The organism is Streptomyces mutomycini, assembly GCF_001700505.1.
Lineage (GTDB): Bacteria > Actinomycetota > Actinomycetes > Streptomycetales > Streptomycetaceae > Streptomyces > Streptomyces mutomycini.
The window spans coordinates 13,076-32,629 of record NZ_MAPV01000132.1 but is presented as its reverse complement, the minus strand read 5'-3'; the positions used below and the strand labels follow the sequence as shown (position 1 = coordinate 32,629).

The window sequence follows — 19,554 nt, the reverse complement described above, 5'->3', positions numbered from 1 at the left end:
TCGCTTTCGCGTTTCCCTTTCGGCGTGTTCACTACGTTAGCTGATTTCCTCAGCGACTCATAATCGAGCCGATGGGGCACATTCCGGCATGCCGAAATTGCACCCGCCAGGGGTGAATCGTAGGTAGTGGTTGGCCCTCTCACGATGCTTCGACCCGATCCGATGGACCGCGCCAAGAACACTGCATCCGTTCAAGCGGCTCGGACTACATTAGGGAAACAGCAGGGGTGAGTCAAGTTGCGCGGCGGCGGGGCACATGCGCCCGGTACGGGCTGACCGTGGGGTCGCCGTCGATCCAGAAGCGCCAGGGCTGGTGGGAGCCGTCGCCGCCGACGCCCGTACGCGGGCCGCTTCGTACCTGGTCGGGTGAGGGCGGTGAGCCGTGCAGGACGGACAGTGGCCGCTGCCGGCCCGCGACCACGTCGGTTCCGTTCAGCGCACGGTCGACGCCGAGGGCGGTGGCCAGACGTGCTGGCCCTTTGGCCAGTTCTCTGTCATGCCGGGCCGAGAATCGACGTTTGCGAGCCATCTCCGCCCCGATGCCGATCTCCCCGGCCCGGAGCAGGACACCACTTGCCCTGCCCTCGGGACCGCACACCAGGTTGAGGCAGTGCCACATGCCATACGTGAAGTAGACGTACGAATGTCCCGGCGGCCCGAACATCACGCTGTTGCGGGCGGTCGGGCCCCGGAAGGCGTGGGAGCCCGGATCGGCCTCTCCCGCGTACGCCTCCACCTCCGTCAGCCGCAGCTCGATGGGACCCTCGTCGCTGCTCCGGACCAGGATGCGGCCCAGGAGATCGGGTGCCACCTCCAGCACCGGCCTGTCGAAGAATTCCCGCGTGATCGGCGTGCGGTCCATGCCCTCGTTCATGGCGTCCGAGGGTACTGGGCTCGGCGCGACGGGAACCGGCTACGGTCGGGGCGCGTATGTAGGGGCAGGACCAAGGAGGAAAACATGGGCTTCAAGCGGCTGCTCGCGAGCATGGGTGCCGGCGGTGCTTCGGTCGAGACCGAACTCACCGAACTCAACGTCGTCCCCGGCGGGGTCGTCCAGGGCGAGGTGCGGATCCAGGGCGGATCCGTGGACCAGCAGATCGAGGCTCTCTCGGTCGGTCTGCAGGCGCGGGTCGAGGTCGAAGGCGGGGACCAGGAGACCAAGCAGGACATCGAATTCACCAAGCAGCGCCTCGGTGGTGCCTTCGAGGTGAAGGCGGGCGCGGTGCACGTCGTGCCGTTCGGCCTGGAGATCCCCTGGGAGACGCCGATCACCATGTTCGCCGGGCAGCACCTGCGCGGCATGAACATCGGGGTGACGACGGAACTGGAGATCGCCCGCGCCCTGGACTCGGGTGACCTGGACCCGATCAACGTGCACCCGCTGCCGGCGCAGCAGGCCATCCTGGACGCCTTCGGCCAGCTGGGCTTCGGTTTCCGCAGCGCGGACATGGAGCGCGGTCACATCCGCGGTACCCGGCAGCGTCTGCCGTTCTACCAGGAGATCGAGTTCGTCCCGCCGCAGCAGTACCGGGGGCTGAACCAGGTGGAGCTGACGTTCGTCGCGGACGACCGCGAGATGGACGTCATCCTCGAGATGGACAAGAAGCCGGGTCTCTTCAGCGAGGGCAGCGACTCCTACCGTGCGTTCAAGGTGGGGCTGAACGACTTCCAGGGCACGGACTGGTCCGCCTATCTCAATCAGTGGCTCGCCCAGGTCGGTGGCCAGCGCAACTGGCTCTGACAGCGCCTAGGGTCGGTGGGAAGACATCGCACAGCCGATCAGGAGAGGTGCTGACGTGACCGAGCCGAAGAGGGCGCCGCTGCCGCACGACTTCCATCCGGAGGTCCCCCCGTTCACCGTGGTGAGCGAGGATCTCGCGCCGGGCGCCGTGCTGGCGGACGCCCAGGTGTTCGCGGCGGGGAACACCTCGCCGCAGCTTCGGTGGGAGGGCTTCCCCGCGGAGACGAAGAGCTTCGCGGTGACGTGCTTCGACCCGGACGCACCGACGGGCAGCGGGTTCTGGCACTGGGTGCTGTTCGACATCCCCGCGTCCGTGACGGAGCTTCCGGCCGGTGCGGGAACCGGAGCGTTCGAAGGGCTGCCCGAGGGTGCCGTCCAGGCCCGCAACGACTACGGGGCGAAGGAATTCGGCGGAGCCGCGCCTCCCGCCGGTGAGAACCACCGCTATGTCTTCACCGTGTACGCGGTGGACACCGAGAAACTCGGGCCGGACAGTGACGCCTCACCCGCCGTGGTCGGATTCAATCTTCGGTTCCACACCCTGGGCCGCGCACAGCTGATCGGGGAGTACACCGCCCCCGCAAGCTGAATGTTCGCCTCCCGTTTGCCCTGCCCTGGTCTTGGAGAGATCAGGGCAGGGCACTTTTTATTGCGTTGTCCATCACGGCGGGCCCGGACAGAGTTGTTCCGGGCCCGCCGACAGACGGGCGGCACACGGGAGGTGGGCGGGATGCGGGACACACTTGTACTGAACGCGAGCTTCGAGCCGCTGTCGACAGTGACACTCAACCGTGCGGTGGTCCTGATCCTGCAGGACAAGGCCGTAGTCGAGCAGTCGCATCCCGGGCTCCGTATGCGGGGTGCCGCCGTGGACATTCCGGTGCCCCGGGTGATCAGGCTCTGCCGGTACGTGCGGGTGCCGTTCCGAAGACACGCTCCGTGGTCCAGAAGGGGTGTGCTCATACGGGACCAGCACCGGTGCGCGTACTGCGGGCGGCGGGCGAGCACCGTGGACCACGTGGTGCCGCGGGCCCAGGGAGGCCAGGACACCTGGCTGAACACCGTGGCCTCGTGTGCGGAGGACAACCACCGCAAGGCGGCCCGGACGCCCGAGCAGGCCGGCATGCCGCTGCTGCGTCAGCCGTTCGTGCCGTCCCCGGCGGACGCGATGCTGCTCGCGCTGGGTGCGGGCGACCGTTCGGCGCTGCCGGAGTGGCTGGCACGCTCCGCGGCGTGACCGCCGCGCGGGCCGGGGACGAACGTGTGCGGAACCTGTCCCCTCGGGGGAAAGCCCCTGAGGGGGACGGGCTCCTGTCCGTCAGCGCAGCACCAGCTGGACGATGGCCGCGGTGCCGACGACGACGATCAGCGCGCGCAGGAAACCCGGGCTGAGCCTGCGGCCGACCTTCGCGCCGATCTGGCCGCCGATCGCGGAACCCACCGCGATGAGCACGACCGCCGTCCAGTCGAAGTCGGCGACGAAGAGGAAGAAGAGCGCGGCGACGCTGTTGACGACGGCGGCGAGGACGTTCTTGACGGCGTTGAGGCGCTGCATCATGTCATCGAGGAGCATGCCCATCAGGGAGAGGTAGATGATGCCCTGGGCCGCCGTGAAGTAGCCGCCGTAGACGCTCGCCAGCATCAGGCCGGTGAAGAGGAGGGGCCCGCCGTCGGCGCGGGCGGGGGTGCCGGTGCGCTCGCGGCGGCGCTGGACCGCCCGGCTGATGCGTGGCTGCAGGATGACCAGGACGAGTGCGAGGGCCACCAGGACGGGAACGATCGTCTCGAACGCCCTGGAGGGCAGGGCGAGCAGCAGGGTGGCCCCGGTGAGGCCGCCGATCAGCGCGCCGATGCTCAGCTTCACTATCCGGCGGCGCTGGCCGGTGAGTTCGGCGCGGTAGCCGATCGCGCCGCTGATGGAACCCGGGATCAGCCCGAGCGCGTTGGACACGGTCGCGGTGACCGGTGGCAGACCGGTGGCGAGCAGCACCGGAAAGGTGATCAGGGTGCCGGACCCGACGATGGTGTTGATCGTCCCGGCGCAGGCGCCTGCCGCGAAGACGGCGAGCATTTCCCAGATGGACAAAGCCATCTCCTTCGTAGGTCAGTGATGCCTCCCCGCCATGAAGGTCGAGGGGCCTCACTGATCATGCACGAAGGTGTTCCCGGGTCACTGAACCGGGGGCTGCTCTCTGCGTTCCGTACCGGTGTTGAAGCCGGGGGCGCCGCCGCCGAGGTTGCCGAAGGCGCCACTCAGGCCCTTGAGCGCGTCGCCGATCTCGCTGGGGACGATCCAGAGCTTGTTGGCGTCGCCCTCGGCGATCTTGGGAAGCATCTGGAGGTACTGGTACGAGAGGAGCTTCTGGTCGGGGTCCCCGGCGTGGATGGCCTCGAAGACCGTGCGGATGGCCTGGGACTCGCCCTCGGCTCGCAGGGCGGACGCCTTGGCCTCGCCCTCGGCGCGCAGGATCGCGGACTGCTTCTCACCCTCGGCCGTGAGGATCGCGGACTGCCTGATGCCTTCGGCGGTGAGGATGGCGGCGCGCTTGTCACGGTCGGCGCGCATCTGCTTCTCCATCGAGTCCTGGATGGAGGTGGGCGGTTCGATGGCCTTGAGCTCGACGCGGTTGACGCGGATGCCCCACTTGCCGGTGGCTTCGTCGAGAACTCCGCGGAGCGCTGCGTTGATCTCCTCGCGGGAGGTCAGGGTCCGTTCGAGGTCCATGCCGCCGATGATGTTGCGGAGCGTGGTGACGGTGAGCTGCTCGATCGCCTGGATGTAGCTGGCGACCTCGTAGGTGGCGGCGCGGGCGTCCGTCACCTGGTAGTAGATGACCGTGTCGATGTTGACGACGAGGTTGTCCTGGGTGATCACCGGCTGCGGCGGGAAGGGGACGACCTGTTCCCGGAGGTCGATCCGGTTGCGGATCGAGTCGATGAACGGGACGACGATGTTCAGCCCGGCGTTGAGCGTGCGGGTGTAGCGGCCGAAGCGCTCCACGATGGCGGCACTGGCCTGCGGGATGACCTGGATCGTCTTGATCAGGGCGATGAAGACGAGCACCACCAGAATGATCAGGACGATGATGATCGGTTGCATCGTGTGCCTCGTGCCCTTCGGTTGCCGACGGATCGCGGTGATCGAGCCCGAACGGTCGCAATTCTTATGACGGTTACGGTCTCATGATGATCGACTTCGAGTCTGACAGACTGCGGCCTGCCGTGTGACCTGTTCGCTCACATGACGACGGCTGTCGCACCGTCGATGTCGACGACGTCCACCTGTTGGCCGGGCTCGAAGACCTGGGCGTCGTCGAGCGAGCGCGCGGACCAGATCTCGCCGGCGAGCTTGATGCGCCCACCGCTGCCGGACACCCGCTCCAGGACGACGGCCTGACGGCCTTTCAGTGCGTCGATGCCGGTGGCATGCGGGGATGCGCTCGCACGGTGCCTGGCCGCGATCGGCCGGACGACCGCGATCAGGGCGACCGACACCACTACGAAGACCAGGACTTGGGCGACGATGCCACCGCCGAGCGCCGCGACGACGGCCGCGGCCACCGCTCCGACGGCGAACATCCCGAATTCGGGCATCGCGGTCAGGACGAGGGGGATGCCCAGTCCCACCGCGCCGATCAGCCACCACACCCACGCGTCGATGTCCACCTGGTCATCGTAGGACCGCGGGTGCCGTTCCCGACAGGGCGCCTGCGAGGTTGGCCGTGGTGCGCCTACTGGCCGAGCGGCAGTCCGCGGGCGGTGTAGCGGTCTCCGTGGTGTTCGACGACGAGCGGCAGCCCGAAGCAGAGGGAGAGATTGCGGGAGCTGAGCTCGGTCTCCATGGGCCCCGCGGCGAGCACCTTGCCCTGACGGATCATCAGGACGTGGGTGAAGCCGGGTGCGATCTCCTCGACATGATGGGTGACCATGACCATGGAAGGTGCGTACGGGTCGCGGGCCAGCCTGCCGAGGCGGCGGACCAGGTCCTCGCGTCCGCCGAGGTCGAGCCCGGCGGCCGGCTCGTCGAGGAGGAGCAGCTCGGGGTCGGTCATCATGGCCCGGGCGATGAGGGTGCGCTTGCGCTCGCCCTCGGAGAGCGTGCCGAACTTGCGGTCGAGGAAACCGGTCATGCCGAGGCGGTCGAGGAAGGCGCGGGCGCGCTCCTCGTCGACGGCTTCGTAGTCCTCGTGCCAGGTGGCGGTCATGCCGTACGCGGCGGTGAGCACCGTCTGCAGCACGGTCTGGCGCTTGGGGAGCTTTTCGGCCATGGCCACACCGGCGATGCCGATGCGGGGACGGAGCTCGAAGACGTCGGTGCCGACGCCGCCGAGCCGCTCGCCGAGGATCTTGGCCGTGCCGGTGCTGGGGAAGAGGTAGCTGGAGGCGATGTTGAGGAGGGTGGTCTTGCCGGCGCCGTTCGGTCCGAGGATGACCCAGCGCTCCCCCTCCTTGACCGACCAGGAGACGTCGTCCACCAGAGCGCGTCCGTCGCGGACCACGGATACGTCCACCAGCTCCAGTACATCGCTCATGGCGCGTTGTCTCCCCATACAGTGTCGAGATCGTCGCGTGCCTGTGGGCACAGCTCCCAGGGAAAACCTACGCCACCCGGGGAGTGCTCAGGCCCTGGGGCTGTTCCCTAGGCTGTTCCCATGCTTTCGGAACCACGCTCAGGGCGGCTTGCCGCATGGGGAAACGCACTGTTGGCAGGACTCGTGTCACCGGACGACGCGGCACTCGCGATCGTCGGCGGCGACGCGCTGCACCGCGTCGAGGGGCTGCCGGGTGAGGCGGGGCCCGTCGGGCTCACGCTGACGCTCGGCCGGCTGAGGGGGCTGGGTGCGACCGGTTTCCGGGTCGCGCTGCCGGTGCCCGGGCATCCGCTGGGGCTCAGTGGGCCGCCGGACTTCAACGCGAGGGCACTGGAGGCGGAGGAGGCGGTGGTCACGTCCGGGGCGCCGTACGGGCTCGTCCCGGAGGTGACCGAGGTGGGGCCCGCCGGGGATCTCCATGTCGAGGTGACCTGGCGCTGTCTGCCCGTAAGGGAGGCGCCGCCCGCAGATGTGCCGTCGCTGGGTGAGGCCGAGCGGGAGCTCGCCGAGGCGTTGCGGGACGCGACGGCGGTGCTGTCCCGGCTGGACGTCGCCGGCTCCGGACCTGTCGCGGAGGCCGCGGTGGATGCTTACCGGGCGCGGGCCGAGCGGGGGCGGGAGGTGCTGGCTCCGGGCTATCCACCGCGGGCGGTCCGGGTGCTGGAGCTGGCTCAGCGGGTGGGGCTGCTGGTGTCGGTGGCCCATGAGAACGGGCACGGCGGCGCGGTGAGCGCTTCCGAGATCGCGGCCCGGAGCGAGGCGCTGCGGCCGGTGGAGCGGGTGGCCAGGCGTGCGCAGGTCGCGGCGTACAACGCGTACGTCGAAGAGCGTGGGAGGTAGGTGCGTACGGGGTCGGCAGAAGCCGCACTCCGCGGAGGAGGGCGCGGGCGAGCGGCGGCGTCCCGCGCCCCTGGCCGCCGGGACGGCTCGGGCGGAGCCGTCCCGGCGGTGGGTGCGGGGCTCGCGTCAGCCGTTCACGCCGAGGTTGCCGAAGGCCGGGTTGAGCAGGCCCACCACGTTGACCGTGTTGCCGACCACGTTCACCGGGACGCTCACCGGGACCTGGACGAGGTTGCCCGAGGCGACGCCCGGGGAGCCCACGGCCTGGCCGTGCGCACCGGCGCCTCCGTGGCCCGTGGCGGAGGCGGCTCCGGCACCGGCGGCGATGAGCCCGCCCGCGATCATGGTGACGGCTGCGGCCTTCTTCAGGTTCTTCACTTCAGGTTCCTCCTCGCGTCGCTGCGGCGATCGCCGCAGCACATGGAGAACGCCGTCATGCCCGGGAGGATGCGCTGTACGGGGGCCGAACACCCGACAGTATGAATCTCGGACAGTAGTGGAACCGTCCGCTTGCGCTGCGACAGCTCAGCCCGCCGCTCCGTGCCGGACCGCCCACAGCGCAGCCTGGGTCCTGTCCGAGAGGTCGAGCTTCATCAGGATGTTCGAGACGTGGGTCTTGACGGTCTTCTCCGACAGGACCAGCGCCCGGGCGATCTCGCGGTTGGAGCGGCCGTCGGCGATCAGTCCGAGCACCTCCCGCTCGCGCTCGGTCAGCGTGCTCCCCCGCCCCGTGCCGTTGCCCGTGTCGTCCTGGGCCAGCAGCGCGTCGGCGACCTCCGGCTGGAGCAGGACGTGGCCCGCGTGGACCGAGCGGATGGCGCCGGCCAGGGCGTCGGGATCGACGTCCTTGTACACGTAGCCCGATGCTCCCGCCCGCAGGGCGGGCACGACCGTGCGCTGCTCGGTGAAGCTGGTGACGATCAGTACCTTGGCGGGGTTCTCCAGCTCCCTCAGCCTGCGTAGCGCCTCGATGCCGTCCGTGCCCGGCATCTTGATGTCCATCAGGACCACGTCGGGCCGCAGCTCCTCCGTCCTGGCGACGCCTTCGGCCCCGTCCGACGCCTCGCCGACGACCTCTATGTCGTCCTGGACCTCGAGGAACGTACGCAGTCCGCGGCGGACCACCTGGTGGTCGTCGACCAGCAGCACCTTGATGATCTTGTCAGCCACAGGGGACCTCCATCTGGATCGTGGTGCCCTTGCCGGGCTCCGAGTCGACGGTCAGCCGGCCTCCGACGTCGCCGGCCCGGTGCCGCATGGAGACGAGGCCCAGATGACGCCCGGCGTGCCGGACGGCGTGGGTGTCGAAGCCGCGGCCGTCGTCGGCGATCCGCAGCACGGTGGCGGAGGTGCGCCGGGCGAGGGTGACGGTGACCTGTCCGGCGCCCGAGTGCCGCAGGGCGTTGTGCAGGGCTTCCTGCGCGACCCGGAGCATCGCCTCCTCCTGGGCGGAGGGCAGCGCGCGCACCCCGGTGCTCTCGAAGGTGACCCGGGCGTCGTGGGCGCGGTCCAGGACCTGGATCTGGGTACGGAGGGTGGCGACCAGGCCGTCCTCGTCGAGGCCGGCGGGGCGGAGCTCGACGACGGCCGCGCGAAGCTCGTCCACGGCTTCCCCTGCCAGTGCGGCGACCTGCTGGAGCTCACCCTTGGCACGTGCCGGGTCGCGGTCGACGAGGGCTGCGGCGGCCTGTGCGGTGAGCCGGAGCGAGAAGAGCTTCTGGCTGACCGCGTCGTGCAGCTCGTGGGCGAGCCGTGAGCGCTCCTCGGCGATCGTGAGCTCGCGGCTGCGCTCGTAGAGCCGGGCGTTGGTGAGGGCGATCGCGGCGTGCTGGGCGAGGATCCCGAGGAGCTCCTCGTCCTCCTCCGTGAATCCGCAGCCCCCCACGGGCCTGGGACAGCGCTTGTTGGCGAGGAAGAGCGCGCCGATCGTCTCGTCGCCGTCCTGGATGGGCAGGCCAAGGAAGTCGGACATGTCGGGGTGGGCGTCGGGCCACCCCTCGAAGCGGGGGTCCTCACGGACGTCGGCGAGCCTCTGGGGCTTCGCCTCCTGGAGCATCGCCGCGAGGATGCCGTGCTGGCGGGGCAGCGGCCCGATGGCCTTCCACTGCTCGTCGCTGACCCCGTCGACGACGAACTGGGCGAAGCCCCCGTTGTCGTCCGGCACGCCCAGGGCCGCGTACTCGGCGTCGAGCAGTTCCCGGGCGGAGGCGACGATCGTCTTGAGGACGTCCCCTACCTCCAGGTGCCGGCTCATGGCGAGCAGCGCGGCGCTGACAGCGGCGAGGCCCGACGGTGGGCGATGACTCATGCGCTCACCGTACCGGCGGGGGCGCAGCCGCCGTATCGGGCTGTGGACCGCCTCCGGCCGGGGCCTCGGACCTAGGGCCTCTCGTCCGGGCCTCCTGCCCGGATCAGACCGGGCTCGTGTGCCCCGGCCCCTGATCCGGTCTGATCCGGACGCGGTCCCCTGGGCCGCGCTACTGCGGCCCAGGGGCCCGCACCTCGCGGAACACCGCCCGAAAAGCCCCTTACGCTCCGCATCGCAGGAGCAACTTTTCGTGAGCATGCATGGGCTCCCGTGTGAGCCCATGCATAGGACCCACGTCACTTACGAAGAAGGATAGTTTGCCCAAAACGGGCAAGTTGCCAAGGTTCAAACGGGACAAGACGGGTGCAACCAGACCCACATCAACTACTCATCTTCGTACGTCACACCTTTGCCAAGCCATTTTGCTGGCGCTAAGAATTGCGTTGTCCCCGACGGAGATGCCCCCGGCTCTTCCGTCTGCGTCCTCGCCGAGGACCCCTGCTATTCGAAGAGGTACGACTGTATGTCCGTGTCCCGCATCTCCAGCCGTAACCGTCGCCTGAACAAGGCGCAGAAGCTCTCCGTCGCGGGGGTCTCCACCCTGGCCGCTGCCGCTCTCGCCTTCTCGCTCGTCCCCGACGACGCCTCGGCCACCACCGAGCCGCAGGCCGCCTCGGCCGCCGCGCCGGTCGCCTACACCGGCTCGCAGACGAAGAGCCTCAAGGCCGAAGGCATCGAGCAGAACTCGACGGCCCAGCAGCTGGTGAAGGCCGCCGACGCGGCCAAGGCCAAGGAAGCCGAAGCGAAGAAGAAGGCCGCCGCCAAGGCCGAGGCGAAGGCGAAGGCCGTCGCAAAGGCCAAGGCCGACGCGAAGAAGCGTTCCGCCAAGAAGGCCAGCCGTGCGGCCGACCGCAAGCCGGTCTACGCCAACAACCTGGACGGCTGGATCCGTGAGGCTCTCGCCATCATGGACAAGAAGGACATCCCCGGCACGTACGAGGGCCTGCACCGCAACATCATCCGCGAGTCCAGCGGTGACCCCCGTGCCATCAACAACTGGGACATCAACGCGATCAACGGCGTCCCGTCGAAGGGCCTGCTGCAGGTCATCAAGCCGACGTTCGACTTCTACCACGTCAAGGGCACCAAGCACGACCAGTACGACCCGGTCGCCAACATCACCGCGGCCGCCAACTACGCGGCGGACAAGTACGGCTCGATCGACAACGTCGACAGCGCGTACTGAGCCACGCACCGAGCATGGCCAGGCAGAGCTGACCTGCCGGTCCGCAGCGTCGCGTGACCGGCCGGCACATGCCGAAGGGCGGCACCCCACGGGGTTGCCGCCCTCGGGCGTTTCCGGGACCGGTCGGGCCGGGCCCGCTACTTGCGCATCACCTCGGGCTCGTGGCGGCGCAGCATCCGCGAGACCGCGAAGAACAGGACTGCGCTCATCACGAGCATCACCGTGATGTTGATCCCCCACTGTCCGGCCGTGTGCTCCCAGAGCGGGTCGAGGTCGGCCGGCTTCTCGGGGTCCCACGGCGGCATGAGGTGGGAGAGGTCCAGCGTGGTGCCCGCCGCGGCGACCGCCCAGCGCGACGGCATCAGCCAGGCGAACTGCTCCAGGCCCGGGGAACCGTAGACCTGGAAGAGCACGCCGGTGAAGACGACCTGGACGATGGCGAACATGACGAGCAGCGGCATGGTCTTCTCGGCGGTCTTCACCAGCGCGGAGATCATCAGGCCGAACATCATCGAGGTGAAGCCCAGCACGATGATCGACAGGCAGATCTCCACGGCGGGGGGCATGAACAGGCCCTCCTCCGGCAGCTCGCGGGTGGAGAAGCCGATCCCGCAGATGATCACGCCCTGGAAGGCGGTGATCACGCCGAGGACGATCACCTTGGAGAGCAGATAGGCGGAGCGCGAGAGGCCGGTGGCCCGTTCCCGCTCGTAGATCACCCGTTCCTTGATCAGCTCTCGTACGGAGTTGGCGGCGGCGGCGAAGCACATGCCGACCGCCAGGATCAGCATGATCGTCCCGGCCTTGCCGTTGAAGCGCGAGGGCGGATCGGGCTCCGCCAGGCCGAACTCCGCCGGGATGACCACGCTGACGACGCCGAGCACGGCCGGCAGGAGCACCATCAGGAGCAGGAAGCCCTTGTCGGACGCGATGACGGAGACGTACCGGCGCATCAGTGTCAACAGCTGGGCGGCCCAGCCCGACGGCTTCGGCGGACGCATCTGCTGCGGCGGGGGCATGTGTACGGACTGTGCGGCGACGGCGTCGATGTCCGCGGCGTACATCTGGTAGTGCTGCGAGCCGCGCCAGCGTCCCGCCCAGTCGTAGTCCCGGTAGTTCTCGAAGGCGGAGAAGACGTCGGCCCAGCTCGTGTAACCGAAGAAGTTCAGTGCCTCCTCGGGGGGGCCGAAGTAGGCGACGGATCCGCCGGGCGCCATCACCAGGAGCTTGTCGCAGATGGCCAGCTCGGCCACCGAGTGCGTGACCACGAGGACCGTACGGCCGTCGTCGGCGAGGCCGCGCAGCAGTTGCATGACGTCGCGGTCCATGCCCGGGTCGAGGCCCGAGGTCGGCTCGTCCAGGAAGATCAGCGACGGCTTGGTCAGCAGCTCAAGGGCGACCGAGACGCGCTTGCGCTGGCCGCCGGAGAGCGAGGTGATCTTCTTGTCCTTGTGGATGTCGAGCTTGAGCTCGGCGAGGACCTCGTGGATCCGGGCGGTGCGCTCGGCGTCGGTGGTGTCCGCGGGGAAGCGCAGCTTGGCGGCGTACCGCAGAGCCCTGGTGACCGTGAGTTCCTTGTGCAGGATGTCGTCCTGCGGGACCAGACCGATGCGCTGCCTCAGCTCGGCGAACTGCTTGTACAGGTTCCGGTTGTCGTAGAGCACGTCGCCCTGGTTGGCGGGCCGGTAACCGGTGAGCGCCTTGAGCAGGGTGGACTTGCCGGAGCCCGACGGGCCGATGACGGCGATCAGCGACTTCTCCGGGACGCCGAACGAGACGTCCTTGAGGATGTCCTTGCCCCCGTCGACCGTGACCGTGAGGTGGCGGGCGGAGAAGGAGACCTCACCGGTGTCGACGAACTCCTCGAGCCGGTCCCCGACCAGCCGGAAGGTCGAGTGACCGACACCGACGATGTCGTTCGGGCCGAGGAGCGCGGTGCCGGACTTGCTGAGGGGCTGGCCGTTGACGTACGTCCCGTTGTGGGATCCGAGGTCGCGGATCTCGAAGCGGCCGTCGGGCGTCGCCCGGAATTCGGCGTGCAGCCGGGAGACCTGCAGGTCGGAGACGACCAGCTCGTTCTCCAGTGCGCGGCCGATGCGCATGACCCGGCCGAGGTCCAGCTGGTGGAAGGTGGTGGGGCTCCGGTCCCCGTAGACCGGCGGCGCTCCCGCCGCGCCGCCGTGCATGCCCGCTCCGGGCGGGCCGGCGTGGCCCTGCTGGTGCGGGACGGGAGGCTGCTGCGCCTGCGCCTGCGCCTGCTGCCAAGGCGCCTGCTGCTGCCCGGGACCGCCGGGCCAGCCTGCGGCGCCCTGCTGCTGCGGCTGCTGCACGGGGGCCTGCTGTGCGTGCTGCACCGGAGGCGCGGGCGTCTTCAGCACCTGGGCCGCCTGTCCGCCGTGGACTCCGGCGCCCGCCTGGGCGGTGAGGCTCAGCCTCGGCCCGTCGGTGGCGTTGCCCAGGTGGACCGGCGTCCCCGGGGCGATCTCCATCTGCTGGACCCGCCGGCCCTGGACGTAGGTGCCGTTCGTGCTGCCGTGGTCCTCGATGGACCAGCCGCGGCCGTTCCAGCTGATCGTGGCATGCCGCCATGACACTCTGGCGTCGTCGATCACCACGTCGCCCTGCGGATCACGTCCGAGGGTGTACGACCTGGACGGATCGAGCGCCCAGGTCCTTCCATTCAATTCCAGTACGAGTTCCGGCACTCCGCGCCCCACTAGTCGTCCCCCGAGTCGCCCCCGTCGCAGGAGCCTAGGGATGCTGAACATCGTGGCGAACTATTCCAGGAGCGGTCCCGTAACGGAAAGCCGGGAGGCGTGAAGACGGCGGGGAGGCCCGGCGCCCCCTGTGCGGACACGGGAGAAATGGGTCAGGAGTGTCCTATCCGAGGCGCCCGTCCCACGGGGCGGCGTGCCCGCCGGGGCCCGGCCACCGGGCGTCCGCCACTCGGGACGGCTTCGGAGCTCGCCGCGCGGCCCTATACGGTGGGACCACCATGAGCGCACCTCAGCCACCTCGGTCTCCTGAGTCCCCCGGGTCTCCTCGCGGCACGGACGCCCCCACTCTCCTCGTCAAGATCTTCGGGAAGGACCGGCCGGGTATCACCGCCGGCCTCTTCGACACCCTGGCCGCCTACGCCGTCGACGTCGTGGACATCGAGCAGGTCGTCACCCGTGGCCGCATCGTCCTGTGCGCCCTGGTGACCTCGCCGGACCCGGACGGTACGACCGAGGGTGACCTCCGGGCGACCGTGCACAGCTGGGCGGAGTCGCTGAAGCTGCAGGCCGAGATCATCTCGGGCACGGGCGACAACCGGCCCCGCGGCTACGGCCGTTCCCATGTGACCGTGCTGGGGCACCCGCTCACCGCGGAGTCCACGGCGGTCATAGCGGCCAGGATCACCTCCACCGGCGGCAACATCGACCGGATCTTCCGCCTGGCCAAGTACCCCGTCACCGCGGTCGAGTTCGCGGTGTCCGGCACGGAGACCGAGGAGCTGCGGACCGCGCTGGCGACGGAGGCGGCCGGAATCGGCGTCGACATCGCCGTGATGTCGGCCGGGCTGGGCCGCCGGGCGCAGCGGCTGGTCGTGATGGACGTGGACTCGACGCTCATCCAGGACGAGGTGATCGAGCTCTTCGCGGCCCATGCCGGCTGCGAGGCCGAGGTCGCCGCGGTGACCGAGCAGGCGATGCGCGGCGAGCTCGACTTCGAGCAGTCCCTGCACGCACGCGTCGCCCTGCTGGCGGGGCTGGACGTGTCGGTGGTGGACAAGGTGCGGGCGGAGGTCCGGCTGACCCCCGGTGCCCGCACCCTGATCCGGACGCTGAAGCGGCTCGGCTACCAAGTGGGCGTGGTCTCGGGGGGTTTCACCCAGGTCACGGATGACCTCAAGGAACGCCTCGGGCTCGACTTCGCCTCCGCCAACACGCTGGAGGTCGTCGACGGCAGGCTCACCGGCCGGGTCGTGGGCGACATCGTGGACAGGGCGGGCAAGGCCCGGCTGCTGCGCAGCTTCGCCGATCAGGCGGGGGTGCCGTTGTCGCAGACGGTGGCGATCGGTGACGGCGCGAACGATCTGGACATGCTGAACACGGCCGGTCTGGGTGTCGCCTTCAACGCCAAGCCGGTTGTCCGCCAGGCCGCCCACACCGCGGTGAACGTGCCGTTCCTGGACACCGTGCTGTATCTGCTGGGGATCACCCGCGAAGAGGTCGAGGCCGCCGACGGCCTCGTGGACTGACCGACCTGACCCGTACGACATGCGAAGGGGCGCCGGCACACCATGTGTGCCGGCGCCCCTTCGCACGTCTTCGGTCAGTCGTTCGGCGTCCAGTATTCGACGAGCTTGCCCACACCGGGCTCCAGGCTCTTCCAGGGGCCGGAGAACTCGACGACGGCGTAGGCGGCGGTCGGGAAGCCGTCCTTGGTCATGCGGGCCAGGGCGTCGCCCTCGGCCCCACCGGAAAGCGCGTCCGCCGCACCGTGCATACCGGGGTTGTGGCCGATGACCAGCAGATTCCGTATGTCGTCGGGGGTCTCGTCGAACAGGGCGATCAGTTCGCCGAGGGATGCCTCGTAGAGCCTCTCCTCGTACACGGTTCTGGGGCGCTGGGCGAACTCGTGGACCGCGAGTTTCCAGGTCTCACGGGTCCTGGTGGCGGTCGAGCACAGAGCCAGGTCGAAGACGGTTCCCGAATCGGCCAGCCTGCGGCCGGCGACGGGGGCGTCTTTTCTGCCCCGGTCCGCCAGTGGCCGCTCATGGTCCGACTCCTGCGACCATTCCGCCTTTGCGTGCCTGAGAAGGACGATCCTGCGAGGTGTATCGGCGCTCATACATCTCAGCTTCGCACGAATTGCGCCTCCGGGCGCAGGGTGTTGACGTGCTCGTATGCGGGGGTGCGTGAGGGGCGCCGGGTGCGTGCGGGGCCGGTCAGGCGGGCAGCAGCCCGAGGACGCGCCCGAGCAGCCGCCCGATCGCGGGGTCGCCGGCCGCCGCGTGCGCCTGGCCGGGTTCCACGATCAGCAGGAGGAGTGCGGCGAAGGCGACGGCGGGCAGCGCGACGGCCCACCACGGCAGCCGGACCTCGACGGTGCCGGAGACCGGGCGGTGGGTCCGGGTGTGCGTACGGGCCGACATGTCCGCCTCCGTGGGTCCTCGGCTGTGTTACCCAGAACCTACGGGCCGGCCGGCGGCGGTCCCATCCGGCGGCCCACCCACTCGACCCTGAACCTGGCCCCCTAGGGGACAGGGGGCTGGCCCCACCCCCGGGGAAGGTCAGGGGGAGGCGATCGTGGCGATCACGCCGATGACTACGGAGATGAGGAGCATCGTCCCGAACACGAGGAGGAGCTTCTTCTGGCCGTTCTGGGGATTCGGATCGAGCACTGGCATGCGCACAGTCTCGCATCTCAGCATTCGTCCTCGATCGTCCGGTCCCGCCCGGCGAGCATTCCCGCGACCGTCTGGGGCACGAGGAGGCACGCCATCAGTGCGAGGGGGAGGCCCCAGCCGCCGCTGTGCTGGTAGAGCACGCCGACCAGCAGCGGGCCGGGGATCGAGAGCAGGTAGCCGGTGGACTGGGCGAAGGCGGAGAGCCGCACCACTCCGGCGCCCGTCCGCGAACGCATCCCGATCATGGTGAGTGCGAGCGGGAAGGCGCAGTTGGCGACGCCGAGGAGCAGCGCCCAGAGCCAGGCGCCGCCGGCCGGGGCCAGGTAGAGGCCCGTGTAGCCGAGGAGGCCGCATCCGCTGAGGACGAGGACGATCGGCCCCTGGGTCCGCAGCCGGGAGGCGACCCGGGGGATGACGAAGGCGAGGGGTACGCCCATGGCCATGGTCACGGCGAGCAGGACGCCTGCGGTGCCCGCCGGCAGCCCCGCGTCACGGAAGATCTGCGGCATCCAGCCCATCGTGATGTACGCGGCCGTGGCCTGGAGCCCGAAGAAGCAGGCGAGCGCCCAGGACGTGCGGCTCCGGGTGATCCGGAGCGCGGGGGCCGCCTTGGCTCCCATCTGCTGCCCCGATGTGTCGCCGCGGTCCTTCAGGAACGGGATCCAGGGCAGGACCGCGACCGCGGCCAGGGCGGCCCAGACGGCCAGCCCTGTCCGCCAGCTGCCGCCCAGGGCGTCCGTCAGTGGCACCGTGAGGGCGGCCGCGAGGGCGGTGCCGAGGGCCAGGGCCATCGAGTAGAGGCCGGTGACGGTGCCGACCCGGTCGGGGAACCAGCGCTTGACGATGACGGGCATCAGGACGTTGCTGACGGCGATACCCATCAGGGCGAGGGCACTGGCGGCGAGGAACCCGGCGGTACCGCCCACGAAGGGGCGCAGCAGGAGGCCGGCGGTGATGGCCGCCATGCCCGCGCAGACGACGGCGGTGGGACCGAACCGGCGGGCCAGCCGTGGCGCCATGAAGCCGAACAGAGCGAAGCAGAGCGGCGGCACCGAGGTGAGAACACCGGCGATGCTGCCGCTCATGCGCAGTCCGTCCCGGACCTCTTCGAGCAGGGGGCCGAGACTGGTGATGGCGGGCCGGAGGTTGAGCGCGGCGAGGACCAGTCCGAGGGTGACGATCCGCAGTACCCAGGGGGAAGGTCCGGGCGCGGATCTTCCGGGCACGGGGGTGCCGGGGACGGCGGGAGGACTCAGGGTCGGGGACTCGTCGTGGCGCATGAGGCCCATCATAGAATCATGGGATGATTGACTGTCCACTCCTGTTCTCCCCCTGAGACAATCGGGGTGGGATCCGACGGGCCCGCACCTCCCGGACCACCTCTTCCGGAGCCCTTCTTCCGGGACACCTCTTCCGGGCATCTCTTCCGGAACACGAGCAAGGAGCACCATGGCGCTGACGTCCACGCGGCGTTCGGCTCTCGCCGACCAGGTGATTGCCCAGCTGAGGAACCAGATCACCGCGGGCGAGTGGCCGGTGGGCTCGCGGATCCCCACCGAGCCCGAGCTCGTCGAGCAGCTCGGAGTCGCCCGCAACACGGTGCGCGAGGCGGTGCGCGCCCTGGCGCACAACGGGCTGCTGGACATCCGCCAGGGCTCCGGCACGTATGTGGTGGCGACCAGTGAGCTGGCCGGGGTGATGCAGCGCCGGTTCGCGGACGCCGATCCCCGGCACGTCGCCGAACTGCGCTCCACCCTGGAGTCGTCCGCGGCCCGCCTTGCCGCCCTGCGGCGCACGGACCGGGACATACGGCAACTGGACACGCTGATGGTGCGGCGCGAGGAGACGTGGGCGTCGGGGGACGCGGAGGCCTTCGTGGCCGCCGACGCGACCCTGCACCTCGCGGTTGTCGCCGCCTCGCACAACGACGTGCTGACCGAGCTGTACGCCGACCTCAACGACCTGCTCCGCGACTATCTGCGCGACGACGTGGGGACGAGGCTCGGGCCGGAGGAACTCATGGACCACGGGCGGCTCGTGGAGGCGATCCGGGCCGGCGACGCCGAGACGGCCGCGGCAGAGGCCGCGGCCCATGCGCTGAACTGCCTGCGGGAGCGGGTCTGAGCGGGGGTTCCTAGGAAACCGAGTGGCTGACCCAGGCCGAGCCGACCTCTTTCCAGCAGCGGTCCTCGAGCTTGACCGTACGGCCCGGCTGCACCGCGACCGCACTGCCGTCGGCATCGACGTCCCACCAGCGGGCGCACTCGGTGTGGAGCCGGACGAGATCGGTGGTGGGGTACGGGTTGTGGCAGTAGGCGACCACCCGGGACCCCTCGACCGACGTACGGCATTCGGCACCCGAGGGTTCCGGTTCCGGCGCGAGCGGCGCCGCCGCTCCGCTCCCCGCCCGGCCGGCCGCACTCACGGCCACCGGGGCCAGGAGCCCCGCGACGACGGCCGCCGCTGCGAGCAGGGCCCAGGTTCGGCGACGTGTGGAGCGCACAGCGACCTCCTCCCCGCAGCCTGACCAGAAGTCCGGTTCCATCACATTCTGCGGTGGAACCGCCATCTTTTCGACTCGAGCGCCGGGAGAGCCGGCCGGCACGTGCGACGGCCGCGTACCCCGGGGAGGGGTACGCGGCTGTCTGCCTGCTGCCTGGGTCAGGCACCCATCATGTGCACGCCACCGTCGACATGGATGATCTCGCCCGTGGTCTTGGGGAAGAAGTCCGAGAGCAGTGCGACGACACCGCGGCCGGCCGGTTCCGGGTCGGCCATGTCCCACTCCAGCGGTGAGCGGTGGTTCCAGACGTCCGCGAGCTCACCGAAGCCCGGGATGGACTTGGCGGCCATGGAGCCGAGCGGCCCGGCCGAGATCAGGTTGCAGCGGATGCTGTCCTTGCCCAGGTCGCGGGCGAGGTAGCGGGAGGTGGCCTCCAGCGCGGCCTTGGCCGGGCCCATCCAGTCGTACTGGGGCCAGGCGAACTGCGCGTCGAAGGTGAGGCCGACGATCGAGCCGCCCTCCGACATCAGCGGCTTGCAGGCCATGGCGAGCGACTTCAGCGAGAAGGCCGAGACGTGCATCGCGGTGGCGACCGACTCGAACGGCGTGTTCAGGAAGTTGCCGCCGAGCGCGTCCTGCGGCGCGAAGCCGATGGAGTGCACGACGCCGTCCAGCGAGCCGAGCTCGTCCCTGACCAGGCCGGCGAGCCGGTCGAGGTGCTCGTCGTTGGTCACGTCGAGCTCGATGACCTTGGCGGGCTTCGGAAGCTTCTTGGCGATGCGCTCGGTCAGCGTCGGCCGGGGGAAGGCCGTGAGGATGACCTCGGCGCCCTGCTCCTGGGCCACCTTCGCGGCGTGGAATGCGATGGACGACTCCATCAGCACACCCGAGATGAGGATGCGCTTGCCGTCGAGAATTCCGCTCATGGT

The 19,554-nt window shown here is 69.8% G+C and carries 22 protein-coding genes; 7 read left to right on the top strand and 15 right to left on the bottom strand.

Annotated features, from left to right (window positions below; translation table 11 throughout):
- Window positions 1-232 precede the first annotated feature (232 nt).
- On the bottom strand, window positions 233-874 hold the full coding sequence (locus BFF76_RS19845) for a DNA-3-methyladenine glycosylase (RefSeq protein WP_065848734.1): 642 nt from the start codon (window positions 872-874) through the stop codon (window positions 233-235).
- An 84-nt stretch (window positions 875-958) separates the two neighbouring features.
- Between BFF76_RS19845 and BFF76_RS19840 the strand changes: the two genes are divergently transcribed.
- From BFF76_RS19840 to BFF76_RS19830, 3 genes are all read left to right on the top strand, one after another.
- Window positions 959-1,741 carry a sporulation protein gene (locus BFF76_RS19840; RefSeq protein ID WP_053929788.1) on the top strand — a complete coding sequence of 261 codons (783 nt, stop codon included), beginning with the start codon at window positions 959-961 and terminating at the stop codon, window positions 1,739-1,741.
- Window positions 1,742-1,796: 55 nt separating this feature from the next.
- Window positions 1,797-2,330, top strand: a complete 534-nt coding sequence (locus BFF76_RS19835; protein ID WP_031099944.1) for a YbhB/YbcL family Raf kinase inhibitor-like protein — start codon at window positions 1,797-1,799, stop codon at window positions 2,328-2,330.
- Window positions 2,331-2,471: 141 nt separating this feature from the next.
- Window positions 2,472-2,978, top strand: a complete 507-nt coding sequence (locus BFF76_RS19830) for an HNH endonuclease (RefSeq protein ID WP_031099942.1) — start codon at window positions 2,472-2,474, stop codon at window positions 2,976-2,978.
- An 81-nt stretch (window positions 2,979-3,059) separates the two neighbouring features.
- Here BFF76_RS19830 and BFF76_RS19825 read toward each other — a convergent pair whose 3' ends face one another.
- From BFF76_RS19825 to BFF76_RS19810, 4 genes are all read right to left on the bottom strand, one after another.
- Window positions 3,060-3,827, bottom strand: a complete 768-nt coding sequence (locus BFF76_RS19825; protein ID WP_065848733.1) for a sulfite exporter TauE/SafE family protein — start codon at window positions 3,825-3,827, stop codon at window positions 3,060-3,062.
- 84 nt (window positions 3,828-3,911) lie between these two features.
- Window positions 3,912-4,841 (bottom strand): SPFH domain-containing protein, encoded by a 930-nt coding sequence (locus BFF76_RS19820; RefSeq protein WP_031099937.1) that lies wholly within the window; start codon window positions 4,839-4,841, stop codon window positions 3,912-3,914.
- Between the two features lie 137 nt (window positions 4,842-4,978).
- On the bottom strand, window positions 4,979-5,407 hold the full coding sequence (locus BFF76_RS19815) for an NfeD family protein (RefSeq protein WP_031099935.1): 429 nt from the start codon (window positions 5,405-5,407) through the stop codon (window positions 4,979-4,981).
- 65 nt (window positions 5,408-5,472) lie between these two features.
- Window positions 5,473-6,273 (bottom strand): ABC transporter ATP-binding protein, encoded by an 801-nt coding sequence (locus BFF76_RS19810; RefSeq protein WP_031099933.1) that lies wholly within the window; start codon window positions 6,271-6,273, stop codon window positions 5,473-5,475.
- A gap of 120 nt (window positions 6,274-6,393) precedes the next feature.
- Between BFF76_RS19810 and BFF76_RS19805 the strand changes: the two genes are divergently transcribed.
- Entirely contained in the window at window positions 6,394-7,173 is a 780-nt protein-coding gene (locus BFF76_RS19805) for a hypothetical protein (RefSeq protein WP_053929790.1), read from the top strand.
- Window positions 7,174-7,299: 126 nt separating this feature from the next.
- On the opposite strand, the gene BFF76_RS19800 is transcribed toward BFF76_RS19805, so the two are convergent.
- The 3 genes from BFF76_RS19800 to BFF76_RS19790 all read right to left on the bottom strand — a co-directional run bounded on the left by BFF76_RS19800 (window position 7,300) and on the right by BFF76_RS19790 (window position 9,481).
- Window positions 7,300-7,551: a chaplin family protein gene (locus BFF76_RS19800; protein ID WP_053929791.1), complete on the bottom strand. Its 252-nt coding sequence runs from the start codon at window positions 7,549-7,551 to the stop codon at window positions 7,300-7,302.
- A gap of 147 nt (window positions 7,552-7,698) precedes the next feature.
- Complete coding sequence (locus BFF76_RS19795) at window positions 7,699-8,343, bottom strand: response regulator (RefSeq protein WP_031099930.1); 645 nt, start codon at window positions 8,341-8,343, stop codon at window positions 7,699-7,701.
- The gene (locus BFF76_RS19790; protein ID WP_031099927.1) at window positions 8,336-9,481 is read right to left on the bottom strand and encodes a GAF domain-containing sensor histidine kinase; all 1,146 of its coding nucleotides are present in this window, start codon (window positions 9,479-9,481) and stop codon (window positions 8,336-8,338) included. The genes BFF76_RS19795 and BFF76_RS19790 overlap by 8 nt, the downstream gene beginning before the upstream one ends.
- Window positions 9,482-10,004: 523 nt before the next feature.
- Between BFF76_RS19790 and BFF76_RS19785 the strand changes: the two genes are divergently transcribed.
- Window positions 10,005-10,727, top strand: a complete 723-nt coding sequence (locus BFF76_RS19785) for a transglycosylase SLT domain-containing protein (RefSeq protein ID WP_053929792.1) — start codon at window positions 10,005-10,007, stop codon at window positions 10,725-10,727.
- 137 nt (window positions 10,728-10,864) lie between these two features.
- On the opposite strand, the gene BFF76_RS19780 is transcribed toward BFF76_RS19785, so the two are convergent.
- On the bottom strand, window positions 10,865-13,444 hold the full coding sequence (locus BFF76_RS19780) for an ABC transporter ATP-binding protein/permease (protein ID WP_065848732.1): 2,580 nt from the start codon (window positions 13,442-13,444) through the stop codon (window positions 10,865-10,867).
- Window positions 13,445-13,722: 278 nt separating this feature from the next.
- Between BFF76_RS19780 and serB the strand changes: the two genes are divergently transcribed.
- Window positions 13,723-14,970 (top strand): phosphoserine phosphatase SerB, encoded by a 1,248-nt coding sequence (gene serB, locus BFF76_RS19775; protein ID WP_031099921.1) that lies wholly within the window; start codon window positions 13,723-13,725, stop codon window positions 14,968-14,970.
- 74 nt (window positions 14,971-15,044) lie between these two features.
- On the opposite strand, the gene BFF76_RS19770 is transcribed toward serB, so the two are convergent.
- From BFF76_RS19770 to BFF76_RS19760, 4 genes are all read right to left on the bottom strand, one after another.
- Window positions 15,045-15,563, bottom strand: a complete 519-nt coding sequence (locus BFF76_RS19770; protein WP_065848731.1) for a SixA phosphatase family protein — start codon at window positions 15,561-15,563, stop codon at window positions 15,045-15,047.
- A 97-nt stretch (window positions 15,564-15,660) separates the two neighbouring features.
- Window positions 15,661-15,867 (bottom strand): hypothetical protein, encoded by a 207-nt coding sequence (locus BFF76_RS19765; RefSeq protein ID WP_065848730.1) that lies wholly within the window; start codon window positions 15,865-15,867, stop codon window positions 15,661-15,663.
- A gap of 138 nt (window positions 15,868-16,005) precedes the next feature.
- Window positions 16,006-16,122, bottom strand: coding sequence for an SGM_5486 family transporter-associated protein (locus BFF76_RS34470; RefSeq protein WP_086010434.1), 117 nt, complete (start codon window positions 16,120-16,122; stop codon window positions 16,006-16,008).
- Window positions 16,123-16,139: 17 nt separating this feature from the next.
- A complete protein-coding gene (locus BFF76_RS19760; protein WP_065848735.1) occupies window positions 16,140-17,402 on the bottom strand; it encodes a CynX/NimT family MFS transporter in 1,263 nt (420 codons plus the stop codon).
- A gap of 169 nt (window positions 17,403-17,571) precedes the next feature.
- Between BFF76_RS19760 and BFF76_RS19755 the strand changes: the two genes are divergently transcribed.
- Window positions 17,572-18,246, top strand: coding sequence for a FadR/GntR family transcriptional regulator (locus BFF76_RS19755; protein ID WP_065848729.1), 675 nt, complete (start codon window positions 17,572-17,574; stop codon window positions 18,244-18,246).
- A 10-nt stretch (window positions 18,247-18,256) separates the two neighbouring features.
- Here BFF76_RS19755 and BFF76_RS19750 read toward each other — a convergent pair whose 3' ends face one another.
- Window positions 18,257-18,625, bottom strand: coding sequence for a hypothetical protein (locus BFF76_RS19750; RefSeq protein WP_031099917.1), 369 nt, complete (start codon window positions 18,623-18,625; stop codon window positions 18,257-18,259).
- A 158-nt stretch (window positions 18,626-18,783) separates the two neighbouring features.
- On the bottom strand, window positions 18,784-19,551 hold the full coding sequence (fabI, locus tag BFF76_RS19745; protein ID WP_031099916.1) for an enoyl-ACP reductase FabI: 768 nt from the start codon (window positions 19,549-19,551) through the stop codon (window positions 18,784-18,786).
- Window positions 19,552-19,554: the final 3 nt, after the last annotated feature.

Bases quoted from the DNA above. Each gene is read 5' to 3' on its own strand.
- BFF76_RS19845 (WP_065848734.1), bottom strand. From the start codon at position 874: ATGAACGAGGGCATGGACCGCACGCCGATCACGCGGGAATTCTTCGAC.
- BFF76_RS19840 (WP_053929788.1), top strand. From the start codon at position 959: ATGGGCTTCAAGCGGCTGCTCGCGAGCATGGGTGCCGGCGGTGCTTCG.
- BFF76_RS19830 (WP_031099942.1), top strand. From the start codon at position 2,472: ATGCGGGACACACTTGTACTGAACGCGAGCTTCGAGCCGCTGTCGACA.
- BFF76_RS19820 (WP_031099937.1), bottom strand. From the start codon at position 4,841: ATGCAACCGATCATCATCGTCCTGATCATTCTGGTGGTGCTCGTCTTC.
- BFF76_RS19810 (WP_031099933.1), bottom strand. From the start codon at position 6,273: ATGAGCGATGTACTGGAGCTGGTGGACGTATCCGTGGTCCGCGACGGA.
- BFF76_RS19805 (WP_053929790.1), top strand. From the start codon at position 6,394: ATGCTTTCGGAACCACGCTCAGGGCGGCTTGCCGCATGGGGAAACGCA.
- BFF76_RS19790 (WP_031099927.1), bottom strand. From the start codon at position 9,481: ATGAGTCATCGCCCACCGTCGGGCCTCGCCGCTGTCAGCGCCGCGCTG.
- BFF76_RS19785 (WP_053929792.1), top strand. From the start codon at position 10,005: ATGTCCGTGTCCCGCATCTCCAGCCGTAACCGTCGCCTGAACAAGGCG.
- serB (WP_031099921.1), top strand. From the start codon at position 13,723: ATGAGCGCACCTCAGCCACCTCGGTCTCCTGAGTCCCCCGGGTCTCCT.
- BFF76_RS19770 (WP_065848731.1), bottom strand. From the start codon at position 15,563: ATGAGCGCCGATACACCTCGCAGGATCGTCCTTCTCAGGCACGCAAAG.
- BFF76_RS19765 (WP_065848730.1), bottom strand. From the start codon at position 15,867: ATGTCGGCCCGTACGCACACCCGGACCCACCGCCCGGTCTCCGGCACC.
- BFF76_RS34470 (WP_086010434.1), bottom strand. From the start codon at position 16,122: ATGCCAGTGCTCGATCCGAATCCCCAGAACGGCCAGAAGAAGCTCCTC.
- BFF76_RS19760 (WP_065848735.1), bottom strand. From the start codon at position 17,402: ATGCGCCACGACGAGTCCCCGACCCTGAGTCCTCCCGCCGTCCCCGGC.
- BFF76_RS19755 (WP_065848729.1), top strand. From the start codon at position 17,572: ATGGCGCTGACGTCCACGCGGCGTTCGGCTCTCGCCGACCAGGTGATT.
- fabI (WP_031099916.1), bottom strand. From the start codon at position 19,551: ATGAGCGGAATTCTCGACGGCAAGCGCATCCTCATCTCGGGTGTGCTG.